Origin of the sequence: Streptomyces sp. NPDC014889 (assembly GCF_043081205.1) — a bacterium.
Lineage (GTDB): Bacteria > Actinomycetota > Actinomycetes > Streptomycetales > Streptomycetaceae > Streptomyces.
This window is the reverse complement of the sequence record NZ_JBIBWH010000020.1, coordinates 25,301-50,853: the sequence shown is the minus strand read 5'-3', so window position 1 is coordinate 50,853 and position 25,553 is coordinate 25,301. Positions and strand designations below refer to the sequence as shown.

At 71.7% G+C, this 25,553-nt stretch carries 21 protein-coding genes and 1 pseudogene; 10 read left to right on the top strand and 12 right to left on the bottom strand.

Annotation, left to right across the window (positions count from 1 at the left end; all coding sequences use genetic code 11):
- Nucleotides 1-91: 91 nt before the first annotated feature.
- Nucleotides 92-961 (bottom strand): inositol monophosphatase family protein, encoded by an 870-nt coding sequence (locus ACF09J_RS31550; RefSeq protein ID WP_392308880.1) that lies wholly within the window; start codon nucleotides 959-961, stop codon nucleotides 92-94.
- 134 nt (nucleotides 962-1,095) lie between these two features.
- On the bottom strand, nucleotides 1,096-2,922 hold the full coding sequence (locus ACF09J_RS31545) for a gamma-glutamyltransferase family protein (RefSeq protein WP_392308879.1): 1,827 nt from the start codon (nucleotides 2,920-2,922) through the stop codon (nucleotides 1,096-1,098).
- Nucleotides 2,923-3,396: 474 nt separating this feature from the next.
- Here ACF09J_RS31545 and ACF09J_RS31540 point away from each other — a divergent pair, with 474 nt between their 5' ends.
- From ACF09J_RS31540 to ACF09J_RS31515, 6 genes and pseudogenes are all read left to right on the top strand, one after another.
- The gene (locus ACF09J_RS31540; RefSeq protein WP_392308878.1) at nucleotides 3,397-3,906 is read left to right on the top strand and encodes a hypothetical protein; all 510 of its coding nucleotides are present in this window, start codon (nucleotides 3,397-3,399) and stop codon (nucleotides 3,904-3,906) included.
- A 124-nt stretch (nucleotides 3,907-4,030) separates the two neighbouring features.
- A pseudogene (locus ACF09J_RS31535) lies at nucleotides 4,031-4,171 on the top strand (Scr1 family TA system antitoxin-like transcriptional regulator); the annotation flags it as partial.
- Nucleotides 4,155-4,376: a DUF397 domain-containing protein gene (locus tag ACF09J_RS31530; protein WP_392308877.1), complete on the top strand. Its 222-nt coding sequence runs from the start codon at nucleotides 4,155-4,157 to the stop codon at nucleotides 4,374-4,376. The pseudogene ACF09J_RS31535 and the gene ACF09J_RS31530, both read left to right, overlap by 17 nt.
- A gap of 126 nt (nucleotides 4,377-4,502) precedes the next feature.
- Complete coding sequence (locus ACF09J_RS31525; protein WP_392308876.1) at nucleotides 4,503-5,654, top strand: DUF4190 domain-containing protein; 1,152 nt, start codon at nucleotides 4,503-4,505, stop codon at nucleotides 5,652-5,654.
- An 82-nt stretch (nucleotides 5,655-5,736) separates the two neighbouring features.
- Complete coding sequence (locus ACF09J_RS31520; protein WP_392308875.1) at nucleotides 5,737-6,801, top strand: biotin/lipoate A/B protein ligase family protein; 1,065 nt, start codon at nucleotides 5,737-5,739, stop codon at nucleotides 6,799-6,801.
- Nucleotides 6,802-7,061: 260 nt separating this feature from the next.
- The gene (locus ACF09J_RS31515) at nucleotides 7,062-7,754 is read left to right on the top strand and encodes a hypothetical protein (RefSeq protein WP_392308874.1); all 693 of its coding nucleotides are present in this window, start codon (nucleotides 7,062-7,064) and stop codon (nucleotides 7,752-7,754) included.
- Nucleotides 7,755-7,800: 46 nt separating this feature from the next.
- Here the strand turns inward: ACF09J_RS31515 and ACF09J_RS31510 are convergent, their stop codons facing one another.
- The 8 genes from ACF09J_RS31510 to ACF09J_RS31475 all read right to left on the bottom strand — a co-directional run bounded on the left by ACF09J_RS31510 (nucleotide 7,801) and on the right by ACF09J_RS31475 (nucleotide 17,518).
- A complete protein-coding gene (locus ACF09J_RS31510) occupies nucleotides 7,801-9,330 on the bottom strand; it encodes an NCS1 family nucleobase:cation symporter-1 (RefSeq protein ID WP_392308873.1) in 1,530 nt (509 codons plus the stop codon).
- Between the two features lie 111 nt (nucleotides 9,331-9,441).
- A complete protein-coding gene (locus tag ACF09J_RS31505) occupies nucleotides 9,442-10,461 on the bottom strand; it encodes a TIGR03842 family LLM class F420-dependent oxidoreductase (protein ID WP_392308872.1) in 1,020 nt (339 codons plus the stop codon).
- An 11-nt stretch (nucleotides 10,462-10,472) separates the two neighbouring features.
- Nucleotides 10,473-11,873 (bottom strand): dihydropyrimidinase, encoded by a 1,401-nt coding sequence (gene hydA, locus ACF09J_RS31500; protein ID WP_392308871.1) that lies wholly within the window; start codon nucleotides 11,871-11,873, stop codon nucleotides 10,473-10,475.
- A 49-nt stretch (nucleotides 11,874-11,922) separates the two neighbouring features.
- Entirely contained in the window at nucleotides 11,923-12,765 is an 843-nt protein-coding gene (locus ACF09J_RS31495) for a nitrilase-related carbon-nitrogen hydrolase (protein ID WP_392308870.1), read from the bottom strand.
- Between the two features lie 155 nt (nucleotides 12,766-12,920).
- On the bottom strand, nucleotides 12,921-14,507 hold the full coding sequence (locus tag ACF09J_RS31490) for a PucR family transcriptional regulator (protein ID WP_392308869.1): 1,587 nt from the start codon (nucleotides 14,505-14,507) through the stop codon (nucleotides 12,921-12,923).
- Nucleotides 14,508-14,599: 92 nt separating this feature from the next.
- Nucleotides 14,600-15,883: an aspartate aminotransferase family protein gene (locus ACF09J_RS31485; RefSeq protein ID WP_392308868.1), complete on the bottom strand. Its 1,284-nt coding sequence runs from the start codon at nucleotides 15,881-15,883 to the stop codon at nucleotides 14,600-14,602.
- Complete coding sequence (locus ACF09J_RS31480; protein WP_392308867.1) at nucleotides 15,880-16,722, bottom strand: nitrilase-related carbon-nitrogen hydrolase; 843 nt, start codon at nucleotides 16,720-16,722, stop codon at nucleotides 15,880-15,882. Before ACF09J_RS31480 ends, ACF09J_RS31485 begins: the two co-directional genes overlap by 4 nt.
- Before the next feature lie 160 nt (nucleotides 16,723-16,882).
- The gene (locus ACF09J_RS31475) at nucleotides 16,883-17,518 is read right to left on the bottom strand and encodes a ScbR family autoregulator-binding transcription factor (RefSeq protein WP_392308866.1); all 636 of its coding nucleotides are present in this window, start codon (nucleotides 17,516-17,518) and stop codon (nucleotides 16,883-16,885) included.
- Nucleotides 17,519-17,628: 110 nt separating this feature from the next.
- Here ACF09J_RS31475 and ACF09J_RS31470 point away from each other — a divergent pair, with 110 nt between their 5' ends.
- Nucleotides 17,629-18,579, top strand: coding sequence for a ScbA/BarX family gamma-butyrolactone biosynthesis protein (locus ACF09J_RS31470; RefSeq protein ID WP_392308865.1), 951 nt, complete (start codon nucleotides 17,629-17,631; stop codon nucleotides 18,577-18,579).
- Nucleotides 18,580-18,847: 268 nt separating this feature from the next.
- The gene (locus tag ACF09J_RS31465; protein WP_392308864.1) at nucleotides 18,848-19,630 is read left to right on the top strand and encodes an HAD family hydrolase; all 783 of its coding nucleotides are present in this window, start codon (nucleotides 18,848-18,850) and stop codon (nucleotides 19,628-19,630) included.
- Between the two features lie 199 nt (nucleotides 19,631-19,829).
- Here ACF09J_RS31465 and ACF09J_RS31460 read toward each other — a convergent pair whose 3' ends face one another.
- Entirely contained in the window at nucleotides 19,830-20,081 is a 252-nt protein-coding gene (locus ACF09J_RS31460; RefSeq protein ID WP_392308863.1) for a helix-turn-helix domain-containing protein, read from the bottom strand.
- Between the two features lie 43 nt (nucleotides 20,082-20,124).
- On the opposite strand from ACF09J_RS31460, the gene map reads away from it, so the two are divergent.
- Both map and ACF09J_RS31450 read left to right on the top strand, forming a co-directional pair.
- Nucleotides 20,125-20,892, top strand: a complete 768-nt coding sequence (gene map, locus ACF09J_RS31455) for a type I methionyl aminopeptidase (protein WP_392308862.1) — start codon at nucleotides 20,125-20,127, stop codon at nucleotides 20,890-20,892.
- Nucleotides 20,893-21,047: 155 nt separating this feature from the next.
- Nucleotides 21,048-23,636, top strand: a complete 2,589-nt coding sequence (locus ACF09J_RS31450) for an ATP-dependent Clp protease ATP-binding subunit (protein ID WP_392308861.1) — start codon at nucleotides 21,048-21,050, stop codon at nucleotides 23,634-23,636.
- Between the two features lie 60 nt (nucleotides 23,637-23,696).
- Here the strand turns inward: ACF09J_RS31450 and ggt are convergent, their stop codons facing one another.
- Complete coding sequence (gene ggt, locus ACF09J_RS31445) at nucleotides 23,697-25,508, bottom strand: gamma-glutamyltransferase (protein WP_392308860.1); 1,812 nt, start codon at nucleotides 25,506-25,508, stop codon at nucleotides 23,697-23,699.
- Nucleotides 25,509-25,553: the final 45 nt, after the last annotated feature.

Here is a 25,553-nt window from a genome sequence, read left to right as displayed (position 1 = left end):
GCCCGGGTGCCGGGGCGGCCTTGGCCGGAGGCGAGGGCGCACGCTCTCCCAGGGACGGGGGCCAGGCCCGCCGTGCCGTACTCGCCGTCGATCAGTGCGCCGGGGCCGCTCCTTCCCTGTCCGGGGCCGAGAGCAGGTCCGTGATGCGGCGGGCCGTCGCCGTGTCCCGGGCTGCCGTGAAGGGCAGGGTGTTGCCGCCCGTGATGCGGAAGGGGGAGCCGGTCAGGGTGCGGTGGGCGCCGCCGGCCTCCTCGACCAGGAGGAGGCCCGCCGCGTGGTCCCAGGCCGCCTCCCAGCAGAAGGCCGTGGCATCCAACTCGCCCCGGGCCACCGCGAGATACTCCAGTCCCGCCGAGCCGCAGGGACGCGGTGCGACCCCGTCCGCCCACAGGCCGAGCAGGTCCCGCTTCTGTTCGTCCGTCGTGTAGTCGGGGTGGGACGTGGCGACTTCGAGGGGCCGCCCCGGCTCGGGCGCACCGCAGCGCAGGCGCACGCCGTCGAGGAAGGCGCCCCGACCGCGTACGGCCGTGGCGAGTTGGCCGCGCGCCGGCGCGTACGTCCAGGAGGCGAGCAGGACCCCGTGCCGGGCCAGGGCGACCAGGGTGCAGAAGCCGGGGTCGCCGTGCACGAACTGCCGGGTGCCGTCGACCGGGTCGACGATCCAGACCGGGGCGTCGCCCTGTATCGCCTCGTACACCGCCGGGTCGGCGTGCACCGCCTCCTCGCCGACCACGACCGAGCCCGGCAGCAGGGCGCCGAGCGCGTCCGTGAGGTACCGCTCGGCCAGCCGGTCCGCGTCCGTCACCAGATCGTGCGGGCCCGCCTTCTGGTCCACCTCGTGCTCCGCCAGCCGGCGGAAGCGGGGCATGATCTCGGCCGCGGCCGCCTCGCGGACCGCCTCCTCCACGTCGGCCGAGTGACGTGCGAGAAACTCTTCGATGGTTTCCGTCTCTTCGATCATGCCTCCATGAGAACATGCCCCACTGACATTCCCCGCCGGGCCGGTGCACTCCGGGTGGAATCGACGTGAACACCCGTCATCGGACATCCGGGGACGGCCGGGTGGACGCCCGCGGCCGGCGCGTGCCGCCCGCCTCACCGGCCGACCGCGTACCCCTGCATCCCCCGCGGGTTGGCGGCGGCGGACAGGATGCCGGTCTCGGGGCAGCGGGCGACGGCGCACAGGCGTCCCTCGGACCACGGCCCGCCCACGGTCACGTCATGACCGCGGCGCCGCAGCTCACGGACGACCTCCGCGTCCATGCGGGACTCGACGGTGACGCTGCCGGGCCGCGTCCCGCGCGGGTAGAAGGAGCCGGGGAAGCTGTCGTTGTGCCAGTTCGGGGCGTCGACGGCGCCCTGCAGGTCGAGACCGCCGCGGACGGCGGCGCGCAGCGCGACCGCGAGGAAGAAGTGCGTCTGCCACTGGTCCTGCTGGTCCCCGCCGGGCGTGCCGAACGCCATGACGGGCACTCCGTCGCGCAGCGCGATGGAGGGCGTGAGGGTGGTGCGTGGACGGCGGCCCGGCGTCAGCGAGTTGGGCAGGCCCTCCGCCAGCCAGGCCATCTGGAGCCGGGTGCCGAGCGGGAAACCCAGCTCGGGCACGACGGGGTTGGACTGGAGCCAGCCGCCGCTGGGCGTGGCCGCGACCATGTTGCCCCACCGGTCGACGACATCGATGTGGCAGGTGTCCCCGCGGGTGCCGCCGTCGGCGGCCACCTCGGGTTCGCCCGGCACGGGCGACGAGGGGCCCTTGGCGAACGTCGGCTCCCCGACCCCCATCGCGTCGAACTCGCCCTCCCCTGCGCCCACCACGTGCGCGTACGTGCTCAGCAGCGGCACGCGCCCGCCGGGGCTGCCGGGCCGCAGCTCGTACGAGGCGTTCGCGCCGACCAGCTTGCGCCGCTCGGCGTTGTACGGCGCCGACAGCAGGTCCGCCAGCGGCACCTCGGCGGCGTCCCCGTACCAGGCCTCCCGGTCGGCCATGGCGAGCTTGCAGCCCTCGATGAGCAGGTGGACGTAGTCGGCGGAGCCGTACGGAGGCAACTCGTCCGGGAGCAGGGCGAGTTGCTGGAGCAGCACCGGGCCCTGGCTCCAGGGGCCGGCCTTGCACACGGTCCAGCCGTTCCAGTCGTACGACGCCGGGGGCTCGTAGGCCGCGGACCAGGTGGCGAGGTCGGCGGCCGTCAGGGTGCCGGTGTGCCGTTCGCCGCTGGTGTCCAGCGTCGGCCGTCCGGCCTGCCGCACCAGCGCCTCGGCGACGAAACCGGTGCGCCACACCTCCCGCGCGGCCTCGATCCGCGCCTCCCGGTCCCCCGCGCCCGCGGTCTCGGCGAGCAGCCGCTTCCAGGTGGCGGCGAGCGCGGGGTTGCGCAGCAGCGCGCCGGGGCGCGGCGGGCGTCCGCCGGGCAGATAGACCTCGGCGGAGGAGGTCCACTCGGTCTCGAACAGCCTCCGCACGGTCTCGACGGTCTCCCCGACGCGCTCCACGGGCGCGTGCCCGTGCTCGGCGTATCCGACGGCGTACTTCAGGACGTCGTCGAGGGACTTCGTGCCGTGGTCGCGCAGCAGCACCATCCACGCGTCGAACGCGCCCGGCACGGCGGCGGCCAGCGGCCCGGTGCCGGGTACGAGGTCCAGGCCCAGGGCCCGATAGTGCGCGACCGTCGCCCCGGCCGGGGTGACACCCTGCCCGCACAGCACCCGCACCTCGCCGCCCACCGGGGCGAGCAGGATCGGCACCTCACCGGCGGGCCCGTTCAGATGCGGCTCCACCACATGCAGCACGAAGGCGCCGGCCACGGCCGCGTCATAGGCGTTGCCGCCGTCCTCCAGCACGGCCATCGCCGACTGCGAGGCCAGCCAGTGGGTGGAGGACACCATGCCGAAGGTGCCCTGGAGGGTGGGGCGGGTGGTGAACATAGGGCCTTTCACTTCTTCGCGCGGATTGCATCGGATCGTCCTGGAGAAGGTCGGCTCAAAGAGGGCGTTCGCGCCTCTGGCCTGCGGCGCTTTGAGCAGAATATGAGGTTCCAATGAGGTGCGTATCAGTCATTCCGCTTACGGTGCGTGCTTCCGTTCGTGCGGGTCAGTCCCAAATTTCCCCCGGCCGCGAGATCAATGGAGTCGTATATCCGCTTTGCCCATCTCGAGTGTTCCCGGCCACGCGGTCGGCATGATCTGGCAGGGGACCAAACCCAGGGTTACTGTCCTGCTGCCTCCGGAACCGGTCCGGGGGCGCAGGCGCCGCCGCCCGACGCACTCGGTTTCCAGGCCATCAGTGTGCGTGGGAAGCAGCGCCCGCACCGACTTACCCGAAGGACCACGATAGTGAATCGTCGGTACCGAACAAAGCCCCCCTCGCCCTCCCGTCGCGTCACCGTGCACACGGTGTGCGTGACGGCGCTCCTGGCCGGATGCTCGCCGGCGCAGGAAGCCGGACAGGCAGAACCAGGAAGGGCCCTCGCGGCCGACGGTGCCCAGTCGAGTGGCACCGTAGGCAACGAGCACGCCCGTGTCGGGGACATCTGGTACTTCGCCCTCCCGGTGCCGTACAACACCTCCTCGAAGCCCATCGAGATAACGAAGGTGGCTGTCGTGCACATCCCTTCCGGCATCAAGGTCCTGGAGTACGGCGCGTACGACCTGAACGACACCGAAGGCCTCCCGCTTCTGGCGAAGGAAGGCGAATCATACACGCCTGAATTCGCGAAGCTGAAGAACTATGCAGCGAAGCCCGTCAAGGTTCCGGCCGGGAAAGGCAGCGACATCTTCTACCTGGCCAAAATGAAAATCACTGCACCACCGAAAGAGATAGCACGTAAGTGCCGCTTCGAATATGAGCAGGGTGGTCGGGCGTACGTCCAGACACTGGACTGCGAGCTCGAACTCAAAGTTGCCGAATAGGGTGTACTCCCGTGAGTGGCTCGTCTGCGCCGGCGACACCCCGATCGACACTGACTTCCAGGACGGCGTCAGCGCCCATCCGTGGTTCCGGGGCAACGACGTCATCTCAGTGCACATTCGCCGGGACACCATCGACGATCCAGGCCTCGTGAAGGAGTACCGCAGGTCGTACGATCTGCTGAGGGCCGCCGCACTGCCTCCGGAGGCGTCCCTCGCCCTGATTGAGGAAGCGGCTGAGGATGACCGAAATGGCAAGCAACGGGATCGACTTGAGCACGGCCGTCTGGCGCAAGAGCAGCTACAGCAACGGCGACGGCGGGGACTGCGTCGAGGTCGCCGACGGGCTCACGGGGATCGTTCCCGTCCGCGACTCCAAGCTCTCCCACGGCCCGGTTCTCACGGTCACGGCCCCCGCCTGGACGTCGTTCGTCACGGCTCTCAAGAACGCCCCCGCCGCACGGACTTCGTAGGCGCCGGCAGGCGCTTCAACACGACGGCTCGTCGCCATCCACTGGGGCGTGGTCTGCCTTCACCACGTCTTTCTACGCGCATGGACTGGTGCGGGTCTCCGCCGTATCGAGAAAGGCTCGGAATCCATGTCGTTCCCCCCGCCGTCCCCTCCCCCTCAGCCGCCCGCGTCCGCGCCCGGCCCGGGACAGCCCTGGGGGCCGCAGTGGAACCCGGCGGGACAGCCGGTTCAGCCGACGCTGAACGGCTTCGCGGTCACGGCGCTGGTGACCTCGCTGGTGTGCCTCGCCCCCCTGGGGCTGATATTCGGCATCGTCGCGCTGGTGCAGATATCGAGGAACGGGCAGCGGGGCAAGGGGCTCGCGATCGCCGGGATCTCCGTCTCCGGCGCGGTCCTGCTGCTGGCCGCCCTCGTCGCGGGGACGGCCGACTTCAAGGTGTGGACGCTTCCCGGCAGGGACGGCGACGGCGACGTCACGAAAAGCGGGTGGACCACGATCCTCTCGCTCCGGACCGGTGACTGCTTCAACCCGGGGACCGAGATAAAGCGGGACCAGTCGACACTGAATGACGTGAGCGTGGAGCTGGTGCCCTGCGACACGTCGCATCGCGGGGAGGCGTACGCCTCCTTCAGGCTCTCCGGGCAACGGGACTTCCCGGGCGCCGACGGGATCGCGGCGATCGCGACGCCGCGCTGCGCGAAGCTCTTCCTCGACTACTCGCTCGACCCGGTGGCCTTCGGACCGCTGCAGACCTTCTACTACTATCCGAGCGAACGGAACTGGGCCACCGGAGACCGCACCGTGCGGTGCTGGGTGGGTCCGAAGGGCGACGCGAAACTCGACACCTCGGTCAGGCGCGACGCGTCCAACCTGGACTCCGGTCAACTGGCCTTCCTCTCCGCCGTGAAGCCGATCAACGCCGCGGGCGTGCTCCGTCCGGTGCGGGGTCCCCGGGAGGACCTCGACGGAGCCAAGGCCTGGGCCGGCCGGATGGCCGAGGCGCAGGCCGAGTCCATCCGGCTGCTGAAGGACACCGATCTGCCCGGGGCGCAGCGGCCGGCCGGGCAGCTGGTGGCGGAGCTCGAAGCGGGGCTGCCGTTCTGGCGGCAGGCCGCCGAGGCGTCCGACGCGGACACCTTCCTCGGGCATCTGCGGTCGGTGGACCAGCACAACGGGGACGCCCAGGTCCGCCGGATACGCAAGCTGCTGGACCTCCCCCTGCCCGGCACAGCGCCGACGCAGGCACGCCACGAAGCGTCCGCTCCGGGACCCGTGTGACCTTCCCCGCTCCCCCGCGGCCCCCGGGAACACCGCGGGGGCCCGCGGTGTTGGTCTACTGCGGCGGATCGGAGGTCGGACAGTGCACGGTGAGTACAAGGTGCCCGGCGGAAAGCTCGTCGTCGTGGACGTCGAGGTGGAGGACGGCGCGCTGCGGCACGTGCGCGTGGCGGGTGACTTCTTCCTGGAGCCGGACGAGGCGCTGGACGCCGTGAACCGCGCGCTGGAGGGCGCCCCCGCGGACACCGACGCGGCGGGTCTGGCCGCCCGGATCGACGCGGGGCTGCCCGAGGGCACCGTGATGTACGGGCTGACGTCCGAGGGCGTCGGTGTCGCGGTGCGCCGCGCGCTGGCCCACGCCACGGACTGGACCGACTACGACTGGCAGCTCGTCCACGACGGCCCGCAGTCGCCCGCCCTGCACATGGCGCTGGACGAGGTGCTGACCGCGGAGGTCGCCGCTGGCCGGCGCCCGCCGACCCTGCGCGTGTGGGAGTGGGCCGCCCCCGCGGTGATCATCGGCAGTTTCCAGTCGCTGCGCAACGAGGTGGACCCCGAGGGGGCGGCGCGGCACGGCGTCGAGGTGGTGCGCCGGATCTCCGGCGGCGGCGCGATGTTCGTCGAGCCCGGCAACACGATCACGTACTCCCTGTCGGTGCCGGAGGCGCTGGTGCAGGGGCTCTCCTTCCAGGACAGCTACGCCTACCTGGACGACTGGGTGCTCGGCGCCCTCGGCGACATGGGCATCCGGGCCTGGTACCAGCCGCTGAACGACATCGCCACCGATCAGGGCAAGATCGCGGGCGCCGCGCAGAAGCGGATGGTGGGGCCGGGCGGCGGGCCCGGCGCGGTGCTGCACCACGTGACCATGTCGTACGACATCGACGCCGGCAAGATGCTCGAAGTGCTGCGGATCGGACGGGAGAAGCTGTCCGACAAGGGCATCGGGAGCGCGAAGAAGCGGGTGGACCCGCTGCGCCGGCAGACCGGGCTTGCGCGCGAGGCGGTCATCGCGCGGATGGTGGAGTCCTTCCGCGCCCGGTACGGGCTGACCGCCGGCGAGGCGACCGACGAGGAGTTGGCCCGCGCGCGGGAGTTGGCGCGGACGAAGTTCGGCGCGGAGCAGTGGACGGCGCGGGTGCCCTAGCGTTCACGCGCGCGCCGACACCGGCCCCGAGCCCGGTCCCGACTCCCGTGCCACGAGGAGGAGTTGCCGGGCGAGCGGGCCACGGGGCCTGCTTTCCCCACCGAACATAAAGGGCAAACGGTATGTCAGGAGCAAGTGGCCGTGACCGCACGGCCACGGAACGGAGTACCGCTTCCGCCACACGGGGACTCGTGTGACACTGAGGTCCCGTCCGCGGTGTGGAATCGCTCCGCGTCCGTCCCCCACACGAGAAGTGCGCCGTGCGTGAACTTCCTCTGCCTCTCGCGCTCACCGCGCGTCTGAGTCCGGTCGTCGTGCTCGCCTGTGCGGGCTGGGCGTTGACGTCCGGCCCGTTCGCCGCCTCCCCGGCCGCCGCCGGTCCCAGGACCACGCAGCAGGAGGAGCGCGGGGCCGACGACCGGTCGTCCTCCGAGCCGTCCGCGCCGTCGTCGACCGCGGTGACCAAGACGTACGCGTCCGCCCCGGTGCCGTGCACCAGCATCACGGAGAAGACGATCACGTCCCTGGTGCCGGGGGCCAGGACGACGGGCAAGGAGATCCCGTCGACGGACACCAAGGTGCGCCGCACCTGCTCGTGGAACGCGCTCAAGGGCTACGACTACCGCTGGCTCGACGTGTCCTTCGAGATCATGGCGACGGACGAGGCGGCGCTGAAGTCGTACCAGCAGCGGACCACCGACAAGAGCGGCGGCGGGGCCGTGCCCGGTCTCGGGGACAGCGCCTACTCGGTGGTGAACCTGACCACCGAGGACAAGCAGGAGACCCGGGAGGGCGTGGTGCTGGCCCGCGCCGCCAACGCGATCGTGGTCGTCACGTACAACGGCAGCGACTTCGAGTCGAAGAAGGCGCCGAGCACGGACGAGATCAACAAGGGCGCCATCAAGGCCGCCAAGGAGGCGATGGCCGCCCTGGAGAAGGGCCGTGCGGGCTGACCCTTCCCCGGGGACGGCGACGCGGCACCGCAGCCGGTGACGCGCGTCAGGCCGAGGCCCGCTGCCGGGTACGCGCGGCCATCAGCAGCAGGTACAGCACCAGCGAGGTGCCCAGGCCCACCGCCCAGCCGTAGTCGGCGAGGGACTTCAGGGCCGGGATGGGCCGGCCGTCGATCAGCGGGTGGAAGTCCGCGCCGCCGATGGCCAGCACGCCGCCCACCACGAAGGCCACGACCGCCCGCCAGTTCCAGCCGCCCTCGTACCAGTAGCGCCCGCCGCCCGGGCGGTACAGGTCGGCCAGGTCCAGCCGGGAGCGCCTGAGGACCCAGTAGTCGGCGATGAGGATGCCGGCGACCGTGCCGAGCAGTCCGCCGACCAGACCGAGCCAGGTGAAGATGTAGCCCTGCGGGTCGGCGTACAGCTTCCACGGGCACATCACCACGGCGAGCACGGCGGTGACGAGCGCGCCGGTGCGGAAACTGATCCTGCGCGGCGCGACGTTGGAGAAGTCGAAGGCCGGGGAGACCATGTTGGCCGCGATGTTGACCGAGAGGGTCGCCACCAGCACGGTCACCAGCGCGTACACCAGGCCCACCACGTTGTCGGTCTTCGCCGCCAACTGCACCGGGTCCCACACCGGTTCGCCGTACACGGCCTGGGAGCCGGAGGTGACCAGCACGGACAGGAACGCGAACAGGGTCATGGTCGTGGGCAGTCCGAGCGCCTGGCCCCGGGTCTGCGCCTTCTGGCTCCTGCCGTACCGGGTGAAGTCCGGGATGTTCAGGGACAGGGTGGACCAGAAGCCGATCATGCCCATCAGGGAGGGCGCGAACAGCTTCCAGAAGTCCGCTCCCCAGCCCAGCTTCGAGGGCTGGTCGAAGAGCGGTCCGAACCCGCCGGCCTTGCTGCTCATCCACCACAGCATCACGAAGGCGCCGACGAGGACGAAGGGCGCCGCCCAGTTCTCGAACCGGCGGATGGTCTCCATGCCCCGGTAGATGACGGCGACCTGGATCGCCCAGAAGATGGCGAACGACAGCCACATCGTCCAGGCGTGGCCGCCCACCTTCGCGGCGTCCGTCCAGCCGCTCCCGATCAGCTTCCCGGCGAGGAAGTAGATCGCCTCGCCGCCGATCCAGGTCTGGATGCCGAACCAGCCGCACGCCACCAACGCCCGTACGACGGCGGGCAGGTTGGCGCCGCGCACGCCGAAGGAGGCGCGGGCGAAGACCGGGAAGGGGATGCCGTACTTGGGTCCCGCGTGCCCGGTGAGCAGCATGGGGACGAGCACGATCAGGTTGGCCAGGGCGATGGTGAACACCGCCTGCTTCCAGTCCATGCCGACGGCGATCAGACCGGACGCCAGGGTCCAGGAGGCCGTGTTGTGGGCCATGCCGACCCACAGCGCGGAGAAGTTGTACGTGGTCCAGGTGCGCTGGGCGACCGGGACGGGCAGCAGGTCGGCGTTGGCGTAAGGGCCGCTGGGTGGCGGGGTGCCGGGGGCGATCTCCACGCGCCCGTCGGGGAGGGTGACCTGCGCGGACGGCGGTATGGCCGGGGGAGCGGTGTCGGTCATGGGCAGCCCAATCGATGAGACGGGTCGAAACGGGGCGGTGCGGGCGCCCGGCCCCTCCCCGGGGAGGCGGGGAGGGGGGACAGAGGGGGGATGGGAACTGCGCTCGGGGACTCAGGAGTTGACGGCCGGGATGATCTGCTGCCCGTACGCGTCGATCACGGCTTCCTGCGCGTCGTGCATGTCGTACACGGCGAACTGGTCCACGCCCAGCTCGCGCAGCGCGTTCAGCTTCTCGATGTGCTTCTCGACCGGTCCGATCACGCAGAACCGGTCGACGATCTCGTCGGGCACGAACTGCGTGTCCGGGTTGCCGCTGCGCCCGTGGTGGGCGTAGTCGTAGCCCTGGCGGGCCTTGATGTAGTCGGTGAGTTCCTCGGGCACGGCGGCGGAGTGCTCGCCGTAGCGGGCGACCAGGTCGGCCACGTGGTTGCCGACCATGCCGCCGAACCACCGGCACTGGTCGCGGGCGTGGGCGAGCGCCTCGGGCGAGTCGTCGGCGGTGACGTACGCGGGGGCGGCCACGCAGATCCTCACGTCGGAAGGGTCGCGCCCGGCCGCGACGGCCGCGTCCTTCACGGCCTTCACCATGTACTCGGTCAGGTACAGGTCGGCGAGCTGGAGGATGAACCCGTCGGCCTCCTCTCCGGTCATCTTCAGCGCCTTGGGCCCGTACGCGGCCATCCAGACGGGCAGTTGGGCGCCGGGCCTGACCCAGGGGAACTTGATCACCGTGCCGCCGAGGTCGGCCTCCTCTCCCCTGCCGAGTGCCCGGACGACCTTCATCGCCTCGCTGATCCGGGCCAGCGTGTTGGGCTTGCGGCCGGCCACCCGCATCGCGGAGTCGCCGCGGCCGATCCCGCAGACCGTGCGGTTGCCGAACATGTCGTTGAGGGTGGCGAAGGTGGAGGCGGTGACCTCCCAGGTGCGGGTGCCGGGGTTGGTGACCATGGGACCGACGGTCAGCTTCTCGGTGTTCGCGAGGATCTGGCTGTAGATCACGAACGGCTCCTGCCAGAGCACGGCGGAGTCGAAGGTCCAGCCGTAGCTGAAGCCGTTGCGCTCGGCGCGCTGCATCAGGCCGATCACGCGCGAGGCCGGCGGGTCGGTCTGGAGGACGAGTCCGAAGTCCATGGGCGGCACTCCTAGTCGAGGTACTGGCAGGTGGAGCGCGGGGTGTAGACGCCGTGCCCGGCGCGCCCGGTGTACTCCCGCTCGGTGATGACGGGTTCGCCGCGGGAGAGCACGGTCTCCACCCGGCCGGTGATCCGCCTGCCCTCGTACGCCGAGTAGTCGACGTTCATGTGGTGGGTCTCGGCGGAGATGACCTGCTCGGCGTGCGGGTCGTAGACGACGACGTCGGCGTCGGCGCCCGGCGCGATGGTGCCCTTCTTCGGGTACATGCCGAACATGCGGGCCGGGGTGGCGCAGGCGATCTCGATCCAGCGGCGGCGCGAGATGTGCCCGTCGACGACGGCCTGGTGGAGCAGGTCCATACGGTTCTCGACGCCCGGCATTCCGTTGGGGATCTTGGAGAAGTCGCCGCGGCCGAGTTCCTTCTGGCCGGTGAAGCAGAAGGGGCAGTGGTCGGTGGAGACCACCTGGAGGTCGTTGGTGCGCAGGCCCTTCCACAGGGCCGCCTGGTGCTCCCTGGGGCGAAGGGGCGTGGAGCACACGTACTTGGCGCCCTCGAAGTCGGGCTCGGCGAGGTTGTCGGTGGACAGGAACAGGTACTGCGGACAGGTCTCGCCGAACACGCTGAGCCCGTCGTCGCGCGCCCTGGCCAGTTCGGCGACCGCCTCCTGCGCCGAGACGTGCACGATGTACAGCGGCGCGCCCGCGACCTGGGCGAGCCGGATGGCGCGGTGGGTGGCCTCGGCCTCCAGCAGCGCCTTGCGGACCTCCCCGTGGTAGCGCGGGTCGGTCTCCCCGCGGGCCAGTGCCTGTTCGACCAGGACGTCGATGGCGATGCCGTTCTCGGCGTGCATCATGATCAGCCCGCCGTTGTCGGCGGCCCGCTGCATGGCGCGCAGGATCTGCCCGTCGTCGCTGTAGAAGACTCCCGGGTAGGCCATGAACTGCTTGAAGGAGGTGACGCCCTCCTCCACCAGCAGGTCCATCTCCTTCAGCGTCTCCTGGTTCACATCGGAGACGATCATGTGGAAGCCGTAGTCGATCGCGCAGTTGCCCTCGGCCTTGGCGTGCCAGGCGTCCAGGCCCTCGCGCAAGCCTCCGCCGACGGTCTGGATGGCGAAGTCCACGATCGTGGTCGTGCCGCCCCAGGCGGCGGCGCGGGTGCCGGTCTCGAAGGTGTCGGCGGCGTAGGTGCCGCCGAACGGCATCTCCATGTGGGTGTGGCCGTCGACCCCGCCCGGGATGACGTACTTGCCGGTGGCGTCGATGGTCCGTTCGGCGGTGAAGGCCTCGGCGGCCGGGGTGCCGGAGGCGGCGAGGGCGGCGATGCGGCCGTCCTCGATCAGGACGTCGGCGTGGATCTCGTCGGCGGCGGTGATGACGAGGCCGCCGCGGATGACGGTGCGGCTCATGCTCCCTCTCCTTCCGGTCGGGTGTGCACGGTGGGGCGCGGGTCCCCGGTCAGGGCGCGGTCAGCGGCTCGTACGTGCCCGGGGCGCGGTCGCGGTAGAACTGCCAGCGGTCGCGGACCTCGCGCAGCTTGGCCAGGTCCAGGTCGCGCACGACCAGTTCGGTCTCCTTGTCGCTCGCCGGTTCGCCGACGAACTGCGCCTCCGGGTCCACGAAGTAGGAGGTGCCGTAGAAGTCGTTGTCGCCGTACTCCTCGACGCCCACCCGGTTGATCGCGCCGACGAAGTACTCGTTGGCGACGGCCGCTGCCGGCTGCTCCAGTTGCCACAGGTAGCCCGACAGTCCGCGCGAGGTGGCCGACGGGTTGAAGACGATCTCGGCGCCGGCCAGTCCGAGGGCCCGCCAGCCCTCCGGGAAGTGCCGGTCGTAGCAGATGTAGACGCCGATCCGGCCCGCCTTGGTGTCGAAGATCGGCCAGCCGCTGTTGCCCGGTCGGAAGTAGAACTTCTCCCAGAAGCCCTTGACCTGCGGGATGTGGGTCTTGCGGTACTTGCCGAGGTAGGAGCCGTCCGCGTCGATCACGGCGGCGGTGTTGTAGAGGACGCCGGGCTGCTCCTCCTCGTACATCGGCAGGACCAGGACGAGGCCGAGTTCCTTCGCGAGCGCCTGGAAGCGCCGGACGATCGGGCCCTCGGGGATCTGCTCGGCGTACTCGTAGAAGGCGGGGTCCTGGACCTGGCAGAAGTACGGTCCGTAGAACAGTTCCTGGAAGCAGAGCACCTGGGCGCCCTGCGCGGCCGCGTCGCGGGCCGCCTGCTCGTGGACCTGGATCATCGATTCCTTGTCGCCGGTCCACGCGGTCTGGAAGATGGCGGCGCGGATCACCTTGCTCATCGGGACCTCCACTCGCTGGATGTGCCGGGAGCGTAGAAAGCCTGCGGCTCCGCTTTGAGGTGCACCGTGTCACGTCTGCGGGGGCGGGGCGTGCCACCGTGTCACTCCGGGTCCGTCCCATGTCTCACCGCCGTTCTCCCGGCCGTTCTTCCGACTCACTCCTGTTGCGCGTCGTGCGCGAGGAGCGCGATGTGCACCGAGGCGGCCTGTTCGAAGTCGTCGAGGTCCACCCCGAGGCACGTCTGTATGGACTCCAGGCGGCGGTAGAGCGCGGGCCGGGAGACGTGGTGGAGCTGGGCGGTGCGGGACTTGTTGCGGCCGGTGGCGAGGTAGGTGCGCAGCACGGACAGCAGGTCGTCGTCGGCCCGGCACAGCAGTCCGTCCAGCTCGCGCTCGGCGAAGGACTGCACGTGCGGGTCGTCGCGCAGCAGCCGGACCAGGCCCCGCAGGTGCACGTCCTTCAGACGTACGACGGCGGGCAGGTCCAGCACGTCGGCGGAGTCGGCGACGGCCTGGGCGACGTGCCGGGCCTCGCGCAGCCCGGCGGGCACGTCGTCCCAGACGGTGCGGGCGTCCGCGGCGGCGACGACCGTGCGCTCCGCGCCGGAGCCGTCGCGCAGCCGGGCCGCGAAGTGCCCGGTGAGGGCGTCGGCGTCCTGGTCGCGGGCGAGGCTGAGCAGCACGGCGGTGGCGCCCTCGGCGACCTCGGCGACCAGCCCGGGAAGGCCGAGCAGGCGCAGCAGCCGGTCGAGTGCGCCCACGTCGCCGTCGGGGACGACCAGGGGTACGAAGGTGCGCCGGTTGACCGGCAGTCCGGCGGCCCGTGCCCGGGGCAGCAGTTGCCGGGCGGGTACGGCTCCGCCGACGAGGTCGGTGAGCAGGCCCTGCGCGGACTGCTCCTCCCAGGAGCAGCCGGCGTTGCCGCCGAGCATGCGGTGCAGCACGAGGGCCTCGGCGGCGCGGTCGGCCAGCAGCCGTCCGGTGGCGTGGTCGCCGCGGTGGCCGCACAGCACGATGCGTCCCCACCGCTCGCCGCGCCCGCCGAGTTCGGCGCGGATCCAGCCGTCGCCCTGGCCGGCGCCGGCCTGCCGGGAGATGCGCTCCCAGTCCCGCAGCACGTCGTCGACCGCCGGCCGCTCCCCCGCCGTGGCCAGGACGCGGTGGGCGAGGTTGGTGACGACGACGGGGCAGGCGCTGTGCTGGGCGATCTCGTCGAGCAGCGCCTGGAGGGGGGCGCCCGCCGTGATCAGCGCGGTGAGGGCGGTGCGTACGGCCTCCGACAGGCTGACGGAGGCGAACTTGCGCCGTACCAGCCGGGACTGGACCTCCTCGGTCAGTTCGGCGAAGGGGAAGGGGCGGTGCAGGACGACCAGGGGGAGCTGGCACCGCTCGGCGGCCCGGCGCATCACGTCGGGCGGGGTGGGGAAGGCCCGGCCCAGGCCGAGGACGACGGCCGCGGCCTCCGCGCGGTGCAGGGAGCGGATGTACTCGGCCTGTTTCTCTTCGTCGCCGGCGAGCAGCACGCCGGTGGTGAGGACCATCTCGCCGCCGCTGAGCATCACGCCGACGTCGGCGGCCTCGGCGACGTGCACCCAGCGCACGGGCCGGTCGAGGGGGCCGGCGCCGGCCACCACCTCGGGCTCCCCCGCGAGCACCCGCTCCAGGGTGAGGACCTGGCGCACCGACAGGGCGGGTTCCGGCGGGTTCCAGGTGGTCGGGGGTGTGTCCGAGGCGGTGGTCATGGCGACGTTCCCCTCTGCGTGCGGTTCGGTTCGCCTCCGGGGCGCCAGTGCCGTGGCACCAGCACACGGCGCGTGGTGCCGGTGCCGTGGCACTAGTACGCGGCGCGCAGGGCGCCCTCCAGGATCGCGGCGCCCTCCTCGGCCTCCGCGACGGTCAGGGACAGCGGCGGGGCGATGCGCAGGGCGCTGGTGTTGTGCCCGCCGCCCTTGCCGATGAGCAGGCCGCCCTGCCGGGCCGCCTCCAGCACCGCGGTGGCCGCCTGCGGGTCGGCCTCGTCGGTGCCGGGCCGGGTCAGCTCGACGCCGATCATCAGCCCGCGTCCGCGGACCTCCCGTACGCCGGGCAGTTGGGCGGCGACGGCCCGCAGCCGCTCGATGAGGAGTCCGCCGACGCGCCGGGCGTTGCCCTGGAGGTCGTGTTCCAGGAGGTAGTTGAGGTTGGCGAGGCCGGCGGCCATGGTGAGCTGGGTGCCGCCGAAGGTGGAGATGCTGTTGGCGTCGAGGCAGTTCATGATCTCGGCGCGGGCGACGACCCCGCCGATGGAGCTGCCGTTGCCGATGCCCTTGGCGAAGGTGACGATGTCGGGCGGTCCGCTGCGTGCGTGCGCCTGCCAGCCCCAGAAGTGGTCGCCGGTGCGGCCCCAGCCGGTCTGCACCTCGTCGGAGATCCACAGGATGCCGTGCTCCTGGAGCACCTCGCGGAAGGCGGCGTACAGGCCGTCGGGCGGGGAGGTGAAGCCGCCGACGCCCTGGACGGGTTCGGCGATCAGCGCGGCGGGCGGGCGGGTGTGGCCGAGGAGGTCCCTGAGGTCCTCGACGCAGGCGGCGGTGAACTCGGCGTCGTTCAGGTGGGCGAAGGGCCCGCGGGTGCGTACGCCGCCGTGGACGTACAGCGTCTGGAGCGGGGACAGGGAGGTCGGGGACCAGCCGCGGTTGCCGGTGATGCCCACGGCGCTGAAGGAACGGCCGTGGTAGCTGTTGCGCATGGCCAGGATCGTGTTGCTGCGCCGGTAGGTGGTGGCGAGCAGCAGGGCGGTGTCGTTGGCCTCGGTGCCGGAGGTGGTGAAGAACACCCGGGCGTCCGGGATGCCACTCAACTGGGCGATGCGCTCGGCGAGTTCGACCATCGGTCGGTTGAGGTAGAGCGTGGAGGAGTGGATGATCCGCCCGGCCTGCTCGGTCACCGCCTTGGTGACCTCGGGCAGCGCGTGGGCGGTCATGGTGGTGAGGATGCCGCCGAAGAAGTCGAGGTAGCGCCGGCCGTCGGCGTCCCAGACGTGGCGGCCCTCGCCGTGGGTGATCTCGATCGGGTCCTCGTAGTAGAGCGCCAGCCAGTCGGGCGCGACGGCCCGGTGACGGTCGTACAGGTCGCTCACGGCTGCACCAGCCCTTCATAGGCGTCGGGGCGGCGGTCGCGGTAGAAGGCCCACTGCTGCCGCACCTCTTCGATGAGGTCGAAGTCGAGGTCGCGGACGAGGAGTTCCTCCTTCGCGTCGCCGGCGACGTCTCCGACGAACTGTCCGCGGGGGTCGACGAAGTAGCTCGTTCCGTAGAACTCGTTGTCGCCGTACTCCTCCCGGCCGACGCGGTTGATCGCGGCGACGAAGTACTCGTTGGCGACGGCGGCGGCCGGCTGTTCGAGCTGCCACAGGTAGGCGGACAGGCCGCGGTGGGTGGCGGAGGGGTTGTAGACGAGCTGGGCGCCGTTCAGGCCGAGCTGCCGCCAGCCCTCCGGGAAGTGGCGGTCGTAGCAGATGTAGACGCCGACCCGGCCGACCGCGGTGTCGAAGACGGGCCAGCCGAGGTTGCCGGGTTTGAAGTAGTACTTCTCCCAGAAGCCCTTGACCTGCGGGATGTGGTGCTTGCGGTACTTGCCCAGATAGCTTCCGTCGGCGTCGATCACGGCGGCGGTGTTGTAGTAGAAGCCGGACTGCTCGACCTCGAACACCGGGACGACGATCACCATTCCGGTCTCGCGGGCGAGTTCCCGCATGCGCCGGACCGTGGGCCCGTCGGGCACCGGCTCGGCCCAGCGGTAGTGCTCCGGCTCCTGGACCTGGCAGAAGTAGGGCGCGTTGAAGACTTCCTGGAACCCGATGATCCGGGCACCCCGACGGGCCGCCTCGCGGGCGTGCTCCTCGTGTTTGGCGACCATGGACTCGGTGTCGCCGGTCCAGGTGGCCTGGACCAGGGCCGCACGGACGACGTTGGCCATGAGCTGCTCCTTCGACGTACGTCAGAGCCTCTACGCCCGTAGAACAGGCCTAGAGGGATGAACGTAAGCCTCTTCTCCTGGCTTGCCAAGACCATTGTCGCCAACCCGCGAAGTCGATCGTGTTTCGCACTCCGGTGGGTGAGCGCCGGTGCGAGGGGCGTCACGGCGAGGCGGGGACCGGGGCGCTCACCCTGGCCAGCAGCTCGCGGGGCGCGGGGTCGGCCTGGAGGCCGGGGAGCAACAGCAGCCACAGGGCGGTCAGGCGGTCCTCGATCAGCAGCCGGTCGTCGAGGACGTCGGAGAGCGTGTGGAGGCCGAAGAAGGCGGCGACCAGGGTGGGGGCGTCCCGGCCGGGTTCCGCCCCGGGGGCCAGGCCGCCCTCGCTCCGGGCGGCGGCGAGCATGCGTTCGACGGTGGTGATCCAGTCCACGAACGGCGGGGGCATCTCCACGTCGATCGACCGCCGCTCCGCCCACAGCCGCGCTCCGGCGCGTACGACGACGTCGTCGCGGAACGCCCGCGCCACCGAGAAGCTCAGCCGCACCAGCCTCTCCAGGGCGGGCTCGGCGACCGACTCGTGCCGGGCGACCAGGGCGGGCCAGGCGGCGAAATGCGCTTCGACGACGGCGAGGGCGAGCTGTTCCTTGCTGCCGTAGTGGAAATAGATGGCCCCGCTGGTACGGGCGGACCGTGCGCTGATGTCGGCGATACTGGTCCCCGCGTAACCCCGTTCGAAGAACAGGTGAGCTGCTCCCTGCAATACGGCTCTGCGGGTTTCCTCCGCCCGTTCCTGCACGCGTCTCCCTCGTCCGTCGGTGCGTCGCGAGGAGGAATCTATCGGCCTTTGCCGCACGGCCGGGAGAGCCCAACATGCGAAACTCTTAATAGTGTTATTAGCATTTTTCCATGGACTCCGGATCGCGCACACGGGATTCCCGCACACCGTCGACCGGGTCCGACGGCCCCACCGGCCTTGCCACCCTCTCCTCCCTCGGCCGGTCCCGGACGGTCGAGCGCGAACTGGTCCACCGGACCTCCGTGGCCGAGGTGTTGCTGACCGACGTCCGCCCCCACGGTCCGCTCTCCTACTGCGCCGCAGCCGCGTGGCCGCGCTCGCACCCCACGTTCCCCCGCGGACGCGACGACCGGCACAGCCCCTGGATGATCGTCGAAACCCTGCGCCAGCTCGGCATCTACATCCCGCTGCGCCACCTCGACGTGCCCCCCACCGCCCGCTTCCTGATCGACGACCTCTCCTACGCCCTGGACGTGGACGCGGAGCCGACGGCACCCCACGGGGCCAGCGAGGTCACCTGCCTGGTGCAGGTCGGCGGCCTGCGCACCGACCGCGACGGCAGCGCGCTGACCGGACTGCGCATGCGGGTCGACTTCCTGGCCGGACGGCGGCCGTTCGCCCGCGCGGCGGGCGGGGCGCGCTTCCTCGACGCCGAGCGCTACGCCCGGCTCCGTACCGGGGCCGGCGCGGCCGTGCCGTCCCCGGCCGGACCGCGGCCCGAACCCGCCCTGCTGGGGCTGGTGTCGGAGGCGGACGCCGTCGTCGCCGTGGCCGGGGAGGAGCTGCTGGTGTGCCCCGCCGATCCGCGTCACCCGTTCCTGTTCGACCACGGAACGGACCACGTGCCCGGAACGGCCCTGCTGGAGGCGGCGCGGCAGGCGATCGCCCTGCGCAGCGGAGGGCGGCTGGTGAGGCCGGTCGCCTGCCGGATGTCGGCGCTGCGGTTCACCGAACATGCCCCGCCCGCCGTCATTCACTGCTCCGCCCAGGGCCGCACCGGCGCGTTCCTTTTCCGGCAGGACGGCACCACCACGGCCGAAGGCGTATTGCGATACCCGTGAGGTGTCACCCACACGTGCGTATTGCGGCAGTGAATATCCACGACCGGTCAAGTGGAGCGTAACGTTCATTATGTTTCCGGTTCCGGATGAATTCCCGGAAACCACGCAGTGCGGTGCGTGTGCCCACCTCACTCCTCGACCATCCCTGTCCGCCTGCGACTTCACGCTGCCCTGAAGCGCGCGTGACGCAAGCAGGCGCCGACGTCCACGACCGGCGGACCGTGCCGCCCTCCGGCAGGTCCGTCCCGCGCCAGAACGGCAAGAGCACATGGCCACACATCACATGTTCGACCTCGACTGGACCCCCGAAGCCGTCGTCTTCGACTGCGACGGCACGCTGGTGGACTCCGAACAGCACTGGCAGCAGGCCCGGATCAGCGTCCTGCGGGACTTCGGCTGCGCACCCGGCCCGGACTTCACGGAGCGCGCGAAGGGACTGCACTACACCGAGTGCGGCGCCCTCATGGCGCGCGTCGCCGGGCAACCGGACGCCGCCGGGGAGATGACCGAGCGGCTGCTGACGACCTTCCGCGCCCTCGTCGCGCGCGAGCCGGTGATCGCGCGCGGAGCCAAGGGTCTGGTGACGATCCTGAGCCGGGTGGCACCGCTGGCCGTGGCCAGCAACTGCCCCGCGGACGTGGTGGAGTTCTCCCTGGAGGCGGTGGGCTTACGGCACCACTTCCGGCACATCGTCGTGCCCGACGAGGAGGTACGCCCCAAGCCGCACCCCGGTACCTACACGGAGGCCGTGCGCCGCCTGGGCGTGGCCGGCGGCAACGCCCTGGCCGTGGAGGACTCCGTCAACGGACTCAGGGCCGCGGCGGGCGCCGGACTGAAGGCGGTGGGAGTGGGGCCGCGTCCGGGCCCCGAGGCCGCCGCCCTCGCCCACCTGTGGGTGGGCGCGCTGGACAACGCGGGCCTGATGGCCTGGGCGGCCAGCCGTCCGAGGACCGTCCGGCGCACGACCGGCACGCCCGGCACGGCGCCGGCCCGCCCGTCGGTTCCGCCCCCGGGCGGCCCCGCCCGCTCCGACACGCCGTCCGCCCCCTGAGACCCGTACCGCCCGCGGTGCTCCAACCCACGCCGACGACCACCGCGGGCGGTACGGACGCCCTCACGCCCCTGCCGGCGCGGCTGGCACCTGCACTGGCACGCGGACGTCCTCACGCGCCGGGCGGCTCGGGCGTACCGGTGGCGTGGGCGCCCTCACACCCCCGGCGGTGCAGGCGGCGTGGGCGGTGCGGACGTCCTCACACTCCGGCCAGTGCGCTCTGCTCGGCCAGCTCCTCCATGGACAGGCCCAGCACTCCGGCCAGCGCGGCGACGGTGAAGAACGCCGGGGTCGGGGCCCGGCCCGTCTCGATCTTGCGCAGGGTCTCGGCCGAGATGCCCGCGCTCGCCGCGACCTGGGCCATGCTGCGGTCGCCGCGCGCGGCGCGCAGCAGACGGCCGAGCCGCTCGCCGCGCTCGCGCTCCTCGGGGGTCAGGGGGGTGCGCACCATAGGGGCAGTCTACCGTGATTCAAATACCGGTATAGTAATTGGCATGGTGGAACTGAAGACCGACACGTCGATCGACGCGATGTACGAAGCCGGCCAGGTCGTGGCGCGGGCCCTGACCGCCGCGCGCAAGGCCGCGGGCGTGGGAGTGTCCCTGCTGGAGCTGGACGAGGTGGCCCACGACGTCCTGCGGGAGGCGGGCGCGACCTCGCCGTTCCTGGGCTACCGGCCCTCCTTCGCCCCGACCCCGTTCCCGGCCGTGCTCTGCGCCTCGGTGAACGACGCGATCGTGCACGGGATCCCCACGAAATACCGGCTGCGCGACGGCGACCTCGTCTCCCTCGACTTCGGCGCGAAGCTCGGCGGCTGGGTCGGCGACTCGGCGCTCAGCTTCGTCGTGGGCCGGGCGCGCCCCGCGGACCTGCGGCTGATCGAGACCGCCGAGCGGGCGCTGGCCGCGGGCATCGAGGCGGCCGTGGTCGGCAACCGCATCGGCGACATCGCCCACGCCATCGGCTCGGTGTGCCGCGCGGCGGGCTACGGCATCCCGGACGGGTTCGGCGGCCACGGCATCGGCCGCCACATGCACGAGGACCCCGGCGTGCCGAACGAGGGCCGTCCTGGCCGGGGCCTGCCCCTGCGGCACGGCATGGTCCTCGCCATCGAGCCCATGCTGATCGCCGGCGGCACGGACGGCTACCACGCGGCCCCGGACGGCTGGACCCTGCGCACCGACGACGGCACCCGCGCGGCCCACGCGGAACACACGGTGGCGATCACGGAATCGGGCCCGCGCATCCTCACGGAACGGTGAACGGCAAGCGGTGAGGCCACCCACCAGGGGGCGCGGCTCCCGAGCTCACAGGCGCTCCGAACATGCCCCAGGAACCGGACCATGCCATCGTGGCATGAAACGCCCCCCACCCGGTTACCCGGCGGGAGCCACTGTCAGCGAGGGAACGGACAGCGATGACCAGCGGCTTCAACGGCCCGGAGGGCGACCGCGACCGCGACCCCTTCGGTGAACTCTTCGCCCGCTTCTTCGGCGGACCACGCACCGGCCCCCGGCACATCGACATCGGCCGGCTGCTCAGCCAGCCCGCCCGGGAGCTGGTGCGGGGAGCGGCGCTGTACGCCGCGGAGCACGGCAGCCGGGATCTGGACACCGAGCACCTGCTGCGGGCCGCGCTCTCCACCGAGCCCACCCGCAGTCTGCTCAGCCGGTCCGGCGCGGACCCCGACTCGCTCGCGACGCAGATCGACGAGCGGGCCGGCCCCGTGCAGCACCCGCCGGGCGAGGTGCCCCCGCCGACCTCCCTCTCGCTCACCCCGGCCGTCAAACGGGCCTTCCTCGACGCGCACGACATGGCGCGGGCCAGCGGCGCCGGTTACATCGGCCCGGAGCACGTGCTCAGCGCGCTCGCCGCGAACCCCGACTCGGCGGCCGGGCACATCCTGAACGCGGCCCGGTTCGCCTCGTCCGGCATGCCGCCCGAGACCCCGGAGGCCGCCGCGCCACCCGGGACGGAGCGGCAGCGGTCCACCTCCACACCGACCCTGGACAGGTACGGGCGCGACCTGACCGAGCTGGCCCGGCAGGGGCGCATCGACCCGGTGATCGGGCGGGAGCAGGAGATCGAGCAGACCATCGAGGTGCTCTCCCGGCGGGGCAAGAACAACCCGGTGCTCATCGGTGACGCGGGCGTCGGGAAGACCGCCATCGTGGAGGGTCTGGCGCAGCGGATCGCCGACGGGGACGTGCCCGACATCCTGATCGGCCGCCGGGTGGTGGCCCTGGACCTGACGGGCGTCGTCGCGGGCACCCGGTACCGGGGCGACTTCGAGGAGCGGCTGAACAACATCGTGACCGAGATCCGCACCAACTCCGAGCGGCTGATCGTCTTCATCGACGAGCTGCACACCGTGGTCGGCGCCGGCGCGGGCGGCGAGGGCGGCGCGATGGACGCGGGCAACATCCTCAAGCCCGCCCTCTCCCGCGGCGAGCTGCACATCGTGGGCGCGACGACGCTGGAGGAGTTCCGGCGGATCGAGAAGGACGCGGCGCTGGCCCGCCGGTTCCAGCCGATCCTGGTGCCCGAGCCGTCCGCCGCGGACGCGCTGGAGATCCTGCGCGGGCTGCGCGACCGCTACGAGGCCCACCATCAGGTGCGCTACACCGACGAGGCGCTGGCCGCCGCCGTGGACCTGTCCGACCGCCATCTGACGGAGCGCCGTCTGCCCGACAAGGCGATCGACCTGATCGACCAGGCCGGTGCCCGGGTGAAGCTGCGGGCGCGCACCAAGGGCACCGACGTACGGGCCATGGAGCGCGAGGTGGAGCAGCTCGCGCTGGACAAGGACCAGGCGGTCGCGGACGAACAGTACGAGCGGGCGACGGAGTTGCGCGACCGGATCACCGAGCTGAAGCAGCGGATCGGCGAGGCCGGCGGGGACGGCGAGGCCGACGAGGGACAGCATCTGGAGGTCACCGCCGAGGCGATCGCGGAGGTGGTGTCGCGGCAGACCGGCATCCCCGTCAGCAGTCTCACCCAGGAGGAGAAGGAGCGCCTGCTCGGCCTGGAGCTGCACCTGCACCGGCGGGTCGTCGGCCAGGAGGAGGCAGTGAGCGCGGTCTCGGAGGCGGTGCTGCGCTCACGCGCCGGACTGGCCAGCCCGGACCGGCCGATCGGCAGCTTCCTGTTCCTCGGCCCGACCGGCGTCGGCAAGACCGAGCTGGCCCGGGCGCTGGCCGAGGTCCTGTTCTCCAGCGAGGACCGCATGGTCCGCCTGGACATGAGCGAGTACCAGGAGCGGCACACCGTCAGCCGGCTGGTGGGCGCCCCGCCCGGGTACGTCGGTCACGAGGAGGCCGGCCAGCTCACCGAGGTGGTGCGCCGGCACCCGTACTCGCTGCTGCTGCTGGACGAGGTGGAGAAGGCGCATCCGGACGTCTTCAACATCCTGCTCCAGGTGCTCGACGACGGGCGGCTCACCGACTCCCAGGGCCGCACGGTGGACTTCACCCACACCGTCATCGTGATGACCAGTAACCTCGGCTCGGAGGCGATCACCCGGCGCGGGGCCGGCATCGGGTTCGGCGCGGGTGGCGCGGAGGCGGACGAGGAGGCGCGGCGCGAGCAGATCCTCAGGCCGCTGCGCGAGCACTTCCGGCCCGAGTTCCTCAACCGGATCGACGAGATCGTCGTCTTCCGCCAGCTCACCGCCGAGCAGTTGCGGCAGATCACCGATCTGCTGCTGGAGAAGACGCGCAGGCTGCTGCACGCCCAGGACGTCACGGTGCAGTTCACCGAGGCGGCCGTGGACTGGCTGGCCCGGCGCGGTCACCAGCCGGAGTACGGCGCCCGTCCGCTGCGCCGCACCATCCAGCGCGAGGTGGACAACCAGCTCTCCCGGCTGCTGCTGGCCGGCCGGGTCCGCGAGGGCGGGCGCGTCATGGTGGACGCGAAGGACGACCGGCTCACGTTCGACGTCCGGAACGAGGAGGAGCCGGCGCCTGCGCCGCCCGCACCTCCCGCACCGCCTTCGTCGACGGAGTGAGCGCGGTGAACGGCCGGGGCCCGCCGTCCCTTACGGAGGCGGGCCCCGCCGCGCAACCGTTCACGGTGACGGATTCACCACCATGGCCGAGCCTCCGCCGCGGCGCACCTTCTCCGCGGCGGCCAGCCACCTGCCGTCGGGCAGGCTCTGGATGCCCGTGGCGGCGCCGATCTCCGGGTTGAGCTTGAAGGAGTGACCGATGGTCTCCAACTGCTTCCTCAACACGCTGTCGTAGAGGGCGGGTTCGAGTTCGGTCTGCGCGGTGTTGCGCTGGCTGGCCCGGGGTGCGGCGATCGCGTCGACCAGGGACAGATGCCGGTCGAGGAACCCGGTCAGGGTCTGCAGCACGGTGGTGATGATGGTCGCGCCGCCCGGTGAACCGAGCGCCACCACCGGCCGGCCCAGCCGGTCCAGCACGATCGTCGGCGAGATCGACGAGCGCGGCCGCTTGCCCGGACCGGGCAGGTTCGGGTCGTGCACCGCCGGGTTGGCCGGGGTGAAGGAGAAGTCCGTCAGCTCGTTGTTGAGCAGGAAGCCCCGGCCGGGCACGGTGATGCCGCTGCCGCCGGTCTGCTCGATGGTGAGCGTGTAGGCGACGACGTTGCCCCACCGGTCGGCGACCGTCAGGTGGGTGGTGTTCTCGCCCTCGTACGTCGTCGGCGCGGCCGTGCCACCGCGGGAGCAGGCCGCGGGGTGGCGCGGGTCGCCGGGGGCGAGGGGGCTGGTGAGGACCGCGTCGTTCTTGATCAGGCAGGCGCGGGAGTCGGCGAACTTCTGCGACAGGAGTTCCTGCGTGGGCACGTTCTCGAAGGCGGGGTCGCCGACCCAGCGTCCGCGGTCGGCGAAGGCGATGCGGCTCGCCTCGATGTAGTGGTGCAGGTACTGGAGCTCGCTCGCCGTGGCGAGGTCCGTGCGCTGAAGGATGTTGAGCGCCTCGCCGACGGTCGTGCCGCCGGAGGAGGAGGGCGCGATGGAGAACACCCGCAGGCCGCGGTACGAAGTCCGCGTGGGCGCCTGGAGCTTGGCGCGGTAGGCCGCGAGGTCCTTGGTGGACAGCTTGCCCGGGCGGGCGTTCCAGCCCGACTTCGGGTCCACGGGCGGGTGGTTGACGGTCCTGACGATGTCCTTGCCGAGGTCGCCCTGGTAGATCGCGCCGACGCCCTTGGCGGCCAACTGCTGGTAGGTGCGGGCCAGGTCGGGGTTCTTCAGGGTCGAGCCGACCGCCGGCACCTTCCCGCCGGGCAGGAACAGCTTGGCGGTGTCGGGGAAGTAGCGGAAGCGGGTCTCGTTGGCGGCGGTCTGGGAGCGGAAGGTCTCGTCGACGGTGAATCCGTCGCGGGCCAGCTTCTCGGCCGGCTTCAGGACCGTGCCCAGGCGCTTGGTGCCCCACTGGTCCAGCGCGGTCTGCCAGGTGGCGGGCGTGCCCGGGGTGCCGACGCTCAGACCGCTGCTGACGGCGTCGTCGAAGGAGAGCGGCTTGCCGTTCTCCACGAAGAGGTTCGAGTCGGCGGTCAGCGGGGCGGTCTCGCGGCCGTCGATGGTGTGCACCGTGCGGGAGCGGGCGTCGTAGTAGACGAAGTAGCCGCCTCCGCCGATGCCGGCGGAGTAGGGCTCGGTGACGCCGAGCGCGGCGGCGGTGGCGACGGCCGCGTCGACGGCGTTGCCGCCCTGCTTGAGCACCTCGATACCGGCGGCGGAGGCGTCCGCGTCGACGCTGGCCACGGCGCCGCCGTAGCCGGCCGCCACGGGGACCTTCTGGACCGGTCTCGGCTTGGCCTTCTGCGGGGCGGTGGGCGGGGCCGCGGCGCCCACCGACACCACGGCGGCCGAGACCGCGAGGACCGCCAGTTTCCGTGCGACAGGACGACGCATCCGCACCTCCACGCTCGTTGTGGCTCGGTTGCCTGATCGTTCGCG

What these genes read in the sequence shown, in the direction of transcription:
- ACF09J_RS31550 (WP_392308880.1), bottom strand. Translation starts at nt 961, where the DNA reads ATGATCGAAGAGACGGAAACCATCGAAGAGTTTCTCGCACGTCACTCG.
- ACF09J_RS31545 (WP_392308879.1), bottom strand. Translation starts at nt 2,922, where the DNA reads ATGTTCACCACCCGCCCCACCCTCCAGGGCACCTTCGGCATGGTGTCC.
- ACF09J_RS31530 (WP_392308877.1), top strand. Translation starts at nt 4,155, where the DNA reads ATGGCAAGCAACGGGATCGACTTGAGCACGGCCGTCTGGCGCAAGAGC.
- ACF09J_RS31525 (WP_392308876.1), top strand. Translation starts at nt 4,503, where the DNA reads ATGTCGTTCCCCCCGCCGTCCCCTCCCCCTCAGCCGCCCGCGTCCGCG.
- ACF09J_RS31510 (WP_392308873.1), bottom strand. Translation starts at nt 9,330, where the DNA reads ATGACCGACACCGCTCCCCCGGCCATACCGCCGTCCGCGCAGGTCACC.
- ACF09J_RS31505 (WP_392308872.1), bottom strand. Translation starts at nt 10,461, where the DNA reads ATGGACTTCGGACTCGTCCTCCAGACCGACCCGCCGGCCTCGCGCGTG.
- hydA (WP_392308871.1), bottom strand. Translation starts at nt 11,873, where the DNA reads ATGAGCCGCACCGTCATCCGCGGCGGCCTCGTCATCACCGCCGCCGAC.
- ACF09J_RS31495 (WP_392308870.1), bottom strand. Translation starts at nt 12,765, where the DNA reads ATGAGCAAGGTGATCCGCGCCGCCATCTTCCAGACCGCGTGGACCGGC.
- ACF09J_RS31490 (WP_392308869.1), bottom strand. Translation starts at nt 14,507, where the DNA reads ATGACCACCGCCTCGGACACACCCCCGACCACCTGGAACCCGCCGGAA.
- ACF09J_RS31480 (WP_392308867.1), bottom strand. Translation starts at nt 16,722, where the DNA reads ATGGCCAACGTCGTCCGTGCGGCCCTGGTCCAGGCCACCTGGACCGGC.
- ACF09J_RS31470 (WP_392308865.1), top strand. Translation starts at nt 17,629, where the DNA reads ATGGACTCCGGATCGCGCACACGGGATTCCCGCACACCGTCGACCGGG.
- ACF09J_RS31465 (WP_392308864.1), top strand. Translation starts at nt 18,848, where the DNA reads ATGGCCACACATCACATGTTCGACCTCGACTGGACCCCCGAAGCCGTC.
- ACF09J_RS31460 (WP_392308863.1), bottom strand. Translation starts at nt 20,081, where the DNA reads ATGGTGCGCACCCCCCTGACCCCCGAGGAGCGCGAGCGCGGCGAGCGG.
- map (WP_392308862.1), top strand. Translation starts at nt 20,125, where the DNA reads ATGGTGGAACTGAAGACCGACACGTCGATCGACGCGATGTACGAAGCC.
- ACF09J_RS31450 (WP_392308861.1), top strand. Translation starts at nt 21,048, where the DNA reads ATGACCAGCGGCTTCAACGGCCCGGAGGGCGACCGCGACCGCGACCCC.
- ggt (WP_392308860.1), bottom strand. Translation starts at nt 25,508, where the DNA reads ATGCGTCGTCCTGTCGCACGGAAACTGGCGGTCCTCGCGGTCTCGGCC.